Below are 11,366 nucleotides of genomic sequence, written 5' to 3' on the forward strand. Positions count from 1 at the left end.
ATGGGCTTCGTCTTCCTCGTCTCCGCCCTCGACTGGCTCAGATGAATGCAGACACGGCCTAGCCCATTACGAACAGAGTCGCTCCCGTCCTTCTCCACCGGTTTGATGTGGGCGGCTTGCACTTCGGGTCGACCGCCCCCGTTGAGCAGCTGCAGCCCAGACATAGCGCAGCGATAGCCGTAAGCCTCGCGAACCTTCCTGCGAAACGCGACGTCCCGGTACTTCCGATGCGTGAGTCTCTCGACTGCGGGGCGCTTGAAGAACATGGGTTCGTCCTGCAGGACGTTGCCAGATTCCTCGTAACGGTTCGCCTCGATCTGTTCGAGATCCTGCGGAAGCCCAATATCGATGATGCGCGCAAAGTCGTGTTCGGGCAGCCGCCTCACGGCAAGTTGGACAGCGCCTCCTTTCTTCGGCGTTCCGTCCGGTTCAGTTAGGGCCGTTTCAAGGGGACTACCATCCTGCAGGCGTGGAACGTCCCGATCGAATGGGAGGTAGGTACCCGGCGCAATCAAGGCCAGGAACCGACCCTGAACTCCTGGCTTCTCGATCACCTTCGAGATCTTGGCCACGGCGAAATACCCTCTGGGTCCAGCCTTGACCGGCTCGTAGTATATGACCCAGTCGCCGATCGCCTCCTCGATGGCCTTCAGATAGGTTCTGGGAAAGTCGTACACGACGTCAGGCTCATCCTCGTAGATCGAGTCCGCCTTGTGCATCAGAACCAACTTAACCATTTGGCGAGGAAAGCATGCTTCGCGCCCGCGGCAAGTCTTTTCTTCCCTGAAGCACACTTCGGCAAAACCAACCCAGGCTCTAGTGCCGTTTTTGGGGTATTGGCGCGATCAGCCGGACCATTTCGGTGCTTGCCGGCGTGAGCGGAGGTTCGTTGTTGACACGGCGATCGGCGGTTCAGAGCCGAGGCTGTGTGGAAACTTATTCGGTTTTTGCTCGGTACCTGTGCCCGGCCGGCTTCCTTTGAGTTCGCGATTTCCGGGCCGGTGTAGCGCGCTGTGGGGCTGAGAAGCGCGGTAGCAGCGCTTTGTTGGTACGTTCTGCGGCGGATCTGAGCTGAGCGGACCAACTCAGGCCGGAATGGCGGCCAGGAGGCCACGCACCCCGATCAGGGCGATCATGCGCTTCATGTTGTAGGCGAGGACATGGAAGGCCATTTCGGTGCGGACGTGCTTCAGCCGTCGCATCCGGAAGTGCGTCGCCCCCATCCACGCCTTGATCGTGCCGAAGGGGTGTTCGGCGGTCGAGCGGCGAAGCGCCATCAGGGCAGGATCGCGGCTCATCCGGTCACGCATCGCATCGACCAAGTGCTCGTGCTCCCAACGGGTGATCCGGCGCTCCCGTCCGGTGGTGCATCGCGCCTTGAGCGGGCAGCTCTGACAGACACTGGCCCAGTAGCGTCGCAGCACGAGGCCGTCTTCCTCGGTCGTGTACCGATATGTCAGTGTCTCGCCCGCGGGGGCACCGATAGACGTCGGCATCGCCGTCGTAGGCGAAGTCGGCCTTCACATACATGCCCTTGACCCGGTTGCCCGAGGTCTCTGGGCGCGGAAGGGTCGTGGTGATGCCGTCCTCATGACAGGCGAGGATCTCCCGGCCGCTGAAGTACCCCTTGTCGGCCACCGCGCTCATCTCGTCGCGTCCGAGCGCGGCCTTGGCCCCCTTGGCCATCGGGGAGAGCTGCTCGCGGTCATGCCCGTCATTGATCACGTCATGCGTCACGATCAGGTGGGTCTCGGCGTCCACCGCGGCCTGCGCGTTGTAGCCCACGAACCCGCTCCCCTTGGCGCTGGTGGCCATCGCACGGGCATCCGGGTCGGTCAGAGAGATCTGGTTGTCCGGCGCGTCCTTCACCGCCCGGTTCATGTCCTGCAAGCGCTGGATCTCCTGCCGGATCCGGCCGTGGCGCCGGCCGAGATGGGCGAGCTTCTCGATCCGCGTCTCGCCCTCTTCCTGACGATCGACCCGAACCATCTCGTCGATGTAGCGTTCGACGCTGGCTTCGAGATGCGCGATCCGGCTGGCGATCTTGCCCTTGGTGAAGTTCTTGTCACGATTGTTCACGGCCTTGAATTTGGAGCCGTCGATCGCGACGCACTCGCCCTTCAACACGCCTATCCTTCGGCAGAGCTCCACGAACTGCGCGCAGGTCTTGCGGATCGCTGACCCGTTGTCGCGCCGGAAATCGGCGATCGTCTTGTGGTCCGGCGCCAATCGTCCCGTCAGCCACATGACCTCGACATTCCGCCCCGCATCCCGCTCCAGAGCCCGGCTGGACGGCACCCGGTTCAGATAGCCGTAGATGAAGAGCTTCAGCAGGACCGACGGGTGATAGCCCGGCCGCCCCGTCCGCGCTGGACAGGCCCGGGCGAACCCGAGCTCCGAAGGATTGATCTCGTCCACGAAGAGGTCGATGACACGGACCGGATTGTCCTCGCCGATCCAGTCCTCCAGGCGGTCCGGAAACAGCGTCGTCTGCCCCCGATCCGTCCCTTCGATGTAGCCTGACATGCCCGCCTCCGGTCTTTGCCGAAAGCATACCTCATCCGGAGTTTTCACACAGCCTCAGCCGAGGGCGGACCTTGGCGCCCGGCGCAGCATTCGGTAGATTGGGCGGTGAGCGGGCCTTCGCCGCGATCTGATCGAATGTCCGCCCCAGGGATTTTCTGCGAGTGCGTTGCTCCACCATTCAGATCGGGTGGCCGCGAGCATTTGCCGTCCGAGTTCGCCACCTACGTCCGGCGGAAGAAGTGCGGCGGCATGGAGGCGAGCGACGCAGGCCGGCGGAACCCGACCGGGAGGCTCCAGATCAAGCCGGCTCTGAGCCAGGGGCAATGTCGGTCTCCATGCAGGGTTCCGCTTGGGCGGTCTCGCAGATTTATGCCGACATTCTCGTTCAGAATGTGGTGATGACCGCGAACCGCAATTGACTGCCGTCCGGTCCATTCTGGTTGCTCCCGATCACTTCGCCGTAGGATGCCTGAAGGTTCACGCCGCTCGGGAGCGTGTAGTTGACCGATGCCCCGAGCGAAAAGGCCTCTTGCCGGTCATCGTTGTCGATGCCATCGGTCTGTGTCTCACCCCCGTATTCGTAGAGAGCATCCAGTGATGCCCAGAACGATCTCCCAAAATTGCGCGTGAAGTGAGCCTCCACGGCGAACAGAGGATCCTGCCCGGATGTCGCGGCGCCCCCCACCGGGTCGTCGTTGTCGCCGAAGAATGTCACGCTCGGCAACACTTCGATCGTGGAGAAGTTGGGATCCAGAAACGATGCGCCCATGGCCAGCGTCGTGGGCAGGCCGAGTTGCAGGGCATACCGGTTGCCCCCGGTGTTCAGTACCCGTCCGGAATCGTAGCTGCCGACAGGCAGGAAAGCCTTGGCGAGGACGCCCATCTGAAGCCCGGGCTTGTGCGCGGCATATTCGGCCGGGCTGTTCAGAGCCGGCGAGCCCAGAAACCCATAGACCAGCCCGAGTTGAAGATCGAATAGACCGTCCTCTTCTCCGGTGAGCACGGTCGAGGGGTTGCCGCCGAGGCTGAACGCTCCATCGATGCTCCCGTAGGACAGGACCATGAAGGGCGCGAAGGAATTCCCGTTCAGGTCGAAGGAGCGAACGTACTGAAGGGCCGCCACGTTCACATCCAGTTCGGACCCCCGAACAACCGTTCCGGGCGCAAAGCTCTGGTTCCCGTCGAGCGACAGGAACATGAACTTGGTCACGTTCGTGCCCGACGGGATGAGCGCGTAGGCACGGGGGCCATCGCCTCCGGCAGCGGCCTCACCAGGCGTCAGGAGGATCAGCGGCAGGATGGCAAGGGCCGAGAGAAGAGGTCTCATGGATCGATTCATTCAGTTTCCCTGTCTTTCTGGCCACAGGTGGCCTTGGGCCGGGATTTCCGTGCCGATGGAGCAGGCGGCTCCGATCTCCGAAAGGGGCGGAGATCGAAGCCGCCCATGGTCGCCGGCGCCGTGCTTCAGTTCTCGATCCGGCTCGCCCTCTCGATTTCCTCGATGACGCCATCGAGATCCCAGGCGCCTGGCGTCTGGCTCGGCGGATACTCGACCAGTGTCTTGAGGAAGCCCACGGCAATCGCCTGAGTGCCGAAGATGATGAACGGCCGATCGAGCGCCCAGTCCTCGTAGGTGTTGGCGTTATGCTGCGCGCGTTCGTAAGGATCCCGGCGCAGGTTGAATACCAGCGGAACGCGAAGGTCCGTGAACGGCTCCCGCCAGACCCCGAAGCCCTGCCCCCGGTTCTCCTTGTAGACGACCTTCCAGTCCCGCCAGCGCACAGCAACGATCTCTCCGCCGTCGTTCACGTAGACGAAGTAGTTCCGCGGCGATTCTTCCGTCTCACCGGCCAGGTAGGCGCTCATGTCGTACCCGTCGATGTGGTTCCGATAGGTTCTGCCCTCCAGTTCGAGCCCGGCCCGAAGCTGATCCTTTACGTCCGGGGCTCCGGCGATGGCGGCGAAAGTGGGCAGCCAGTCCTGGTGCGAAATGATCCCGTTCAGCGTCACGTCCGCCGCGAACCGCCCGGGCCAGCGCACGAAGGCAGGGACACGGTAGGCGCCCTCCCAGTTCGAGTTCTTCTCGCTTCGGAACGGCGTATTGCCCGCATCCGGCCATGTGTTGAAGTGCGGGCCGTTGTCGGTCGAATAGAGGACGATCGTGTTGTCGGTGACGCCCAGCCGGTCCAGCGTGTCCAGCAACTGTCCGACATGACCGTCATGCTCGATCATGCCGTCGGTGTATTCGTCATTGCCGGGATTGCGGTTTTCGGCACGCACATGCGTGCGGAAATGCATCCGGGTGCCGTTCCACCAGACAAAGAACGGTGTTCCTTCCTCCACGGCGGCTTCCATGAAGTCGATGGCTGCCGCGACAGTCTCGTCGTCGATCGTCTCCATGCGCTCCCGGGTCAGGGCGCCGGTATCCTCGATGCGCTGGGTGCCGTCCTCGTTGGCCCAGGAGTGGATCACGCCCCTTGGGCCGAAAGTCTCGGAAAACGTGCGCCCGTCGGGCATCACGACATCCGTCGGATAGTCCTCGTTCTCGGGCTCCTCTTCCGCGTTGAGGTGATAGAGATTGCCGAAGAACTCGTCGAAACCATGATTGGTGGGCAAGTGCTCGTCGCGATCGCCCTGGTGGTTCTTCCCGAACTGGCCGGTGTCATAGCCGAGCGATTTCATCACCGTCGCGATGGTGACATCCGACTCCTGCCATCCTTCAGGTGCGCCCGGGACGCCGACCTTGGTCATCCCCGTCCGGAGCGGGTTCATGCCGCCGATGAAGGCCGCCCGACCTGCGGTGCAGCTCTGCTGCGCGTAGTAATCCGTGAACGACAGGCCCTCTTCGGCGATGCGGTCGATGTTTGGGGTCCGGTAGCCCATCAGCCCGCGATTGTTGTAGCTGATGTTGGTTGTCCCGATGTCGTCGCCCCAGATGACAAGGATGTTCGGCTTCTCTGGCGATTGGGCCGACGCCGACGTCGGCAGACCGATCGCAAAGGCGATCAGCGTGACATGAAAGAACTTTGTCAGACTCACGTTCTCTTCCTCCCATATTCTGGCAAGTTACCCAGGCGGGCCGTGATCGGTCCGCGTGAGGTGGAGCTTCTGTCGAGGTAGCGCTCGTGACTGCGCTTCAGCGCTGCCGTGCCAAAGGCTCCTTTCGTCCGCAAAGACGCGCTGAATGCCTCCCAGTTTTTGGCGCCGACCGTGCGCGGGTCGACGTTCCCAAATTTATCGAAGAAGATACCCGACCCGCCCTGGACACACTGTTCGGATCTGAACAATTTGAAAGAGTCTCGGCGGTCACCGAAGAGCTCCTTGATACCGTGGGCCGCACGTTCGGCCGCCTGAAAGGCGGGCTGGGGGATTCGGTCGTTTTGTGGACGCGCTTCCGGTTGCGTCAACAGCCATCGTCGGCGCGACCGTTGCGGCCGTGGAACTGATCTCTCTGTCGATCATGCCGCGCTCGGATCATGATCGGCCTGTCGCATCGGGAAGCGTCTGCGGCCGCGGTGCAGCTGGTGTCGGGCCGCCCCGCCTGCCCGAGCTTTACTTGTGCCAAGCGATCTTGCAGCCTATTCGACAGCGGATTGATCCTCGATGAACATGACCAACCTCAAGGGTCCCTTGTGGGATCTCGTGCACAACGCCGCCATTTCCGCGGCACTTTCCGATCGCATTCTTCGTGCCTGTTCAGTGCACGAATTCCCGGCGCAGACCTATCTTCAGCACGTTGCTGACGAAGCTGGCGGCATGTGGGGCCTCTCCGAGGGGGCGCTTGCAGTCGAGTTCGCGCCGGGGACACGCGATCCGCAGAAGGGCTACCTTCTCCTTCCGCCGGTTTGGGTCGGGGAGGGCGGGGTCGTGTCAGGCGTCCGGCGCATGGTCGGCCTGTCGACAACCCGCAGGTCCGTTCTGCTGCACCTCCCCGCACAACATTTCGCCAGCATCGCACGCGATGAACCACTGATCTGGAAGTGGGTATCGAAGGAACAAAACAAGAACTTCGAACGCGCCCTCGGGATGGTGGATGCGCTGATGGTCCGAAACAGCGAGGCGCGCGTCGCCGCCGTCCTTTTGCAACTCGGCGGACGTCTGGGGAGCCAAGCCAACGCGCCACGCGTTCTCGACATCACTCAGGCCGACCTCGCTACGATTGCCAACTTGTCTCGCACCGTACTGAACAAGGCCCTGAGGTCTCTGGCATCGAAAGGCGCCATCGAACTCGGCTACAGCACGATCACGGTTGCCGATCCGGCTGCGCTGCGAACATCTTCCGGGTAATTCTCACAACCGACTGCAGGTCACGTGCCGGATGCACGATGGCCTTGTCGAGACTACGGGCGGCGCATCCACCAAGTCGAGCGCGCAACAAGAGTCGCGCCCGAAAGTCTTCGGTTTGTTCAGATCCGAGCAATGTGCCTGTCGCGGGTCGGATATCGTGGCGAAAGAACTTGGGAGCGTCGACCCGCACGCGGACGGCACCGAGAACGGGGAGAACCGGTGCGCACATCTACGCGGATGTCCCTTACCGAAATGCAGCGCGTCGAGGCGGCCTTCAAAACGCCCACACGGCTTCGCAGCCGAATATGTCGATCGCGATCGCAGACGCTGTTATCTGAAGGATCCACCATGAGTCTCAGAATCCTGCTCCTCGTTGCCACAGTTGCAGCGCTTTCTTCCCAAGCTGTCGCTCAGCAGGCCGTACCACCCGAACCTGCCGGCACTCCAGAGGTCCTGCCTCGGCCGGATTACCGATTCGAGGGCAACGTAGGCCGCACGTATCTGGAATCCGATCAGCCCCGGTTCCCGCAACCCGTGCAAGCACCCGAAGGTGCGCCGAACGTCGTCTTGATCCTGCTTGACGATGCCGGGTTCGGTCAGTTCGGCACGTTCGGAGGGGGGACCCCGTCCCCCACGATGGACGAACTGGCAGCCGAGGGCCTGCGCTTCACGCGCTTCCATACGACCTCCCTTTGCAGCCCGACCCGGGCCGCGCTGCTCACCGGGCGCAATCATCACTCGGTCTCGTCTGGCGTGATCGGTGAGATCGCGACGGGCTACGAAGGCTACACCTCCATCATTCCCCGCAGCGCCGGCACTTTCGCGGAAGTGCTGCGCCAGAACGGCTACATGACCGCCTGGATCGGCAAGAACCACAACACGCCCCCTTGGGAAAGCAGCGAGGCCGGCCCGTTCGACCGCTGGCCCAATGGCCTGGGCTTCGACTATTTCTACGGCTTCAATACCGGCGACATGGATCATTGGAACCCGCGCCTCTACGAAAACCGCAATCCGGTCTTCGTCCCCAAGGATCAGGACTATTACCTGACCACCGACCTTGCGGACAAGGCCATCGCGTGGGTCCGTAAGGTCAAGAGCATCTCGCCGGACAATCCCTTCTTCCTCTATGTCGCGCCCGGCGCGACACATGCCCCGCACCATGTCTCCGAGGAATGGATCGAAAGGTTCGAGGGGCAGTTCGACATGGGGTGGGATGCCTATCGCGAGCAGACCCTGGCACGGCAGAAGGAACTCGGCGTCGTGCCCCCGGATACGCGATTGACCCCGCGGTCCGAAGGGCTGCCTGACTGGGGCTCGTTGAATGCGGACCAGAAGCGGCTCTATTCCCGCATGATGGAAGTGTTCGCGGCCTTCGGCGCCCAGACCGACTACGAGATGGGTCGGATCATCGACGCGGTGAGGCGCATGCCCGAGGGCGACAATACCGTATTCATCTACATCGCCGGCGACAACGGCGCCAGCGCAGAGGGTGGACTCGAAGGATCCATCAACGAGAACCTCTTCTTCAACGGCTTCCCCGAAAAGTGGGAGGACAACATCGAGGCGATCGACGAGCTTGGCGGGCCGAAGCATTTCAACCACTTCCCTGCATCCTGGGCCCATGCGATGAACACGCCGTTCCAGTGGACGAAGCAGGTCGCCAGCCATTTCGGCGCCACCCGCAACCCAATGATCGTCAGCTGGCCCGCGCGCATCGCGGATGAAACCGGGCTGCGCGATCAGTTCCTTCACATCATCGATATCGCCCCGACCATCTACGAGCTGACAGGCGTGACGCCGCCGACCGAGTTGAACGGGGTCGTGCAAAAGCCGATCGAGGGTATCAGCTTCGCCTACACCTTCGACGATGCCGATGCCGCGGGACGACGGACCACCCAATACTTCGAAATGGGCGTCAACAGGGGGATCTATCACGATGGATGGATGGCCTCGGCCATGTCCTTTCAGCCCTGGCAGTCCGTGCGCGGCGCGTTCGACCCGGACCAGCAAACATGGGAACTCTACAACATCGAAGAGGACTTCAGCCAGGCCAACGACCTCGCGTCGGCCGATCCCGCGAAACTGCGTCAGATGCAGGATCTCTGGTGGGCGGAAGCCGCGCGCCACAATGTCCTCCCGCTCGACTGGCGCGCCACGGAGCGGTTTGACGACGAATTGATGGGGCGCCCCAGTCTCATTGCTGGCCGCAAGGAGCTGGTCTATTACCCCGGTGTCGTCGGGCTTCCCCTGAGCGCGTCGCCCTCGCTTCTGAACAAATCCTGGACCATCACGGCAGATTTGGAGGTTCCCGAAGGCGGGGGCGACGGGATGATCCTGACGGTGGGCGGCCTCGAGGGCGGCGTCGGCCTGTACCTGCGGGAGGGGCGTCCGACCTTCGTGTACAACTACCTCAGCCTTGAACGTCCGACCTTCGCCGCGCCGGATCCGCTGCCTGCGGGACGGTCGCAGGTGACCGTGCGGTTCGACTATGACGGTGGCGGTGCGGGCAAGGGCGCGACGGTCGCCCTCCTCGTCGACGGCGCCACCGTGACCGAGGGTCGGCTGGAAAGGACGGTTCCGGTCCAGTTCTCGCTCGGTGAGGGCATGGATATCGGCATGGACCACGGTTCGGCGGTGGATTTCACCTACCAGCTTCCCTTCGAGTTCACGGGCACCATCAACGACGTGCGCGTTGTTCTGGAGTAGCGCGCGCTACGGCCACGACGCCGGCGCCACTCCTCGGTCCGCTTTTGATCCGTGCGGCGGAAAGACCCGCCATCGGTTTCGCTCTCTTCGGTCGGCCCGTCAGGGCGTGTCGCCGCGTGGTGTTCAACGCTCTGCCGTGCCACCGGATCGCCGGCCTTGGCCCTTGCCAGGAAACCTACTGCAAAAACTTGAAGGATCCTGCTCCATGAAAATCGACTTCAGTGGAATTGCTTCCAGGGCAATGGGCCTGTTGCTCGGAACGTCGATGATCCTGGCGTCCGCCGGGCCGTCGCTCGCGCAGGCCTATTCCCCTCTCGGCAATCCGACCGATGAACCGGTCGGCGGCCAGCCTCCGACCGGGGCCGAGCGCTCGGTCGTGGATCTCGACTATCAGTTGAAGTACCAACGCGCGTTGGAGGTGGTGCTCTGGGCCATGCCCGCGGTCGTCATCTATCGCATGCGCGACTGGGCATTCGAGGAACTCGGAGCCGAGAACAACACCATCTTCTCCTATTCCGAAACGGCCGGGCCGAACCTCGAAGTGGCGACCAGCAACAGCAGCACCCCCTACATCGGCGGTTATACCAACCTGCAGAACGGTCCGGTCGTGCTGGAAGTCCCGGACTCCGGCCCGGACGGCACGCTTTACGGGCAGGTGGTGGATGCCTGGCAGTTCACCATCGCCGATATCGGCCCCTCCGGTCTCGACAAGGGACAGGCCTCGAAATACCTCTTCACCCCGCCCGGCTACAGCGGCGAGATCCCCGACGGATACCTTCACGTCGCCTCGCCCAATTACCGCATCGCCTTTGCCTTCCGATCGGTCGTTCTGCCTGGAAAGACCGAGAAGGATGCGTACGACTATGCCAAGCGGCTCAGGATGTACTACCTGTCCGAAGCGGACACTCCGCCCGAGCAGAAATTCATCGACCCATCGAACGACCGCTATGCGGGCCTGCCGCGGCATGACGAGGTCTACTTCGACGACGTCTATCAGATCTTCAGTGTCGAGCCGGTGCGGGATCAGGACAAGATCATGATGGGCATGCTCGCCACGCTGGGAATTCGGCAAGGTCAGCCCTTCGCCCCCGACGAAACGACGAGGCGCGCCATGCGGCAGGCTGCCGTCGACGGCTGGTACTACATTCAGGACTATTTCGACAACTTGCCGGCAGAGCGCTTCTACTGGCCGGATCGCCACTATGCGTCCTTGCTGATGAGCGATGAGAACCGCCGCTTCGAATACACCTACGGGGACCGGATCGACACCATACCGCGCGCCGCCCAGTTTGCCTGGTGCACCTACGTTCCGGTCGTCCTGAGCGACACGCCTGCCACGCAGTATCTTGTGTCGATGGCCGACAGGGACGGGAACCTGCTGGAAGCGGGCCGGTCCTATCGGGTCGATGTGCCGAAGGACGTTCCTGTGGAGCAGTTCTGGGCCCTGACCGTGTATGACCGGGCGACCTACAGCTTCATCTATGCGCCGGACGGCAGAACCACGCTGTCCTCGTACGATCTGGCCAACATGAAGACGAACGAAGACGGATCCGTTTCGATCTATGTCGGCCCCGAGGCTCCGGAGGGGATGGAGTCGAACTGGATTGATACGGCGGGCAAGCGTCCCATGCCGATGTTCCGGTTCTATGGTCCACAGGACGCCCTGAACGACAGATCGTTCAAGATGACGGATTTCGAGCCGGTCGACTGACAGTGTCGGCTTGAAGGGGGTTTAGGCCTCCCTTGGCAATGCGCCTTCTTGCCGGATTGAGGAATGCCGGAAGGACTAAGCCGCTCCGCGGCAAGGGCGCCCTTGGCTGGCGTTGATCCTTATTTTCAGCGTTTGT

Annotated in this window: 7 protein-coding genes and 1 pseudogene; 4 read left to right on the plus strand and 4 right to left on the minus strand. The window is 62.6% G+C overall.

The features are described 5' to 3' along the window. From DDE13_RS20780 to DDE13_RS20795, 4 genes and pseudogenes are all read right to left on the minus strand, one after another. Positions 1-719 (minus strand): HNH endonuclease (locus DDE13_RS20780; protein ID WP_235868803.1); only part of this gene is annotated, 719 nt, incomplete at its 3' end. A 366-nt stretch (positions 720-1,085) separates the two neighbouring features. Further along, positions 1,086-2,526, minus strand: a pseudogene (locus DDE13_RS20785) (IS1182 family transposase). 385 nt (positions 2,527-2,911) lie between these two features. Beyond that, positions 2,912-3,853, minus strand: a complete 942-nt coding sequence (locus DDE13_RS20790) for a transporter (RefSeq protein ID WP_162631138.1) — start codon at positions 3,851-3,853, stop codon at positions 2,912-2,914. A 137-nt stretch (positions 3,854-3,990) separates the two neighbouring features. Continuing rightward, positions 3,991-5,565 carry an arylsulfatase gene (locus DDE13_RS20795; RefSeq protein ID WP_222626162.1) on the minus strand — a complete coding sequence of 525 codons (1,575 nt, stop codon included), beginning with the start codon at positions 5,563-5,565 and terminating at the stop codon, positions 3,991-3,993. Positions 5,566-5,651: 86 nt separating this feature from the next. Between DDE13_RS20795 and DDE13_RS23075 the strand changes: the two genes are divergently transcribed. The 4 genes from DDE13_RS23075 (at position 5,652) to DDE13_RS20810 (ending at position 11,230) form a co-directional block, all read left to right on the plus strand. Further along, a complete protein-coding gene (locus DDE13_RS23075; protein WP_162631139.1) occupies positions 5,652-5,972 on the plus strand; it encodes a hypothetical protein in 321 nt (106 codons plus the stop codon). Between the two features lie 157 nt (positions 5,973-6,129). Continuing rightward, positions 6,130-6,813 carry a Crp/Fnr family transcriptional regulator gene (locus DDE13_RS20800; RefSeq protein WP_111406139.1) on the plus strand — a complete coding sequence of 228 codons (684 nt, stop codon included), beginning with the start codon at positions 6,130-6,132 and terminating at the stop codon, positions 6,811-6,813. Positions 6,814-7,050: 237 nt separating this feature from the next. Beyond that, entirely contained in the window at positions 7,051-9,519 is a 2,469-nt protein-coding gene (locus tag DDE13_RS20805) for an arylsulfatase (protein ID WP_222626163.1), read from the plus strand. 205 nt (positions 9,520-9,724) lie between these two features. Beyond that, the gene (locus DDE13_RS20810) at positions 9,725-11,230 is read left to right on the plus strand and encodes a DUF1254 domain-containing protein (RefSeq protein ID WP_222626164.1); all 1,506 of its coding nucleotides are present in this window, start codon (positions 9,725-9,727) and stop codon (positions 11,228-11,230) included. Positions 11,231-11,366: the final 136 nt, after the last annotated feature.

This window comes from Meridianimarinicoccus zhengii, from assembly GCF_003254465.1.
Lineage (GTDB): Bacteria > Pseudomonadota > Alphaproteobacteria > Rhodobacterales > Rhodobacteraceae > Meridianimarinicoccus > Meridianimarinicoccus zhengii.